Origin of the sequence: Shewanella electrica, assembly GCF_022321485.1 — a bacterium.
Lineage (GTDB): Bacteria > Pseudomonadota > Gammaproteobacteria > Enterobacterales > Shewanellaceae > Shewanella > Shewanella electrica.
Genome location: NZ_JAKOGG010000506.1, coordinates 1 through 254, shown reverse-complemented (window position 1 = coordinate 254; position 254 = coordinate 1). Strand labels below are relative to the sequence as shown.

Genomic DNA, 254 nt, shown 5'->3' with positions numbered 1-254 from the left:
GATCACCTATGTATTCAGCGTCACGGCTTATGGATCCCGGCAGAAAGTTCCGGGGAACGCTGATATCGTCATTGCTGGGTTCTCATGCGTTGACTTTTCAGCCCTCAATAACAGGAAAAAGAAATTGTCCGAGAAAGGCGAGAGCGGTGTCACATTTTATGGCATTCGCTCATACATCGAGAAGTACAGGCCTCCCTTGATCATACTAGAAAACGTCAAAAATGCTCCTTGGAAAATTGTGGCGGAAAAATATA

Annotated in this window: 1 protein-coding gene; it reads left to right on the top strand. The window is 45.3% G+C overall.

The window, feature by feature from the left end:
• Nucleotides 1-254: DNA cytosine methyltransferase (locus L9G74_RS21335; RefSeq protein WP_238898797.1), on the top strand; the 254-nt coding region annotated here is incomplete at both ends.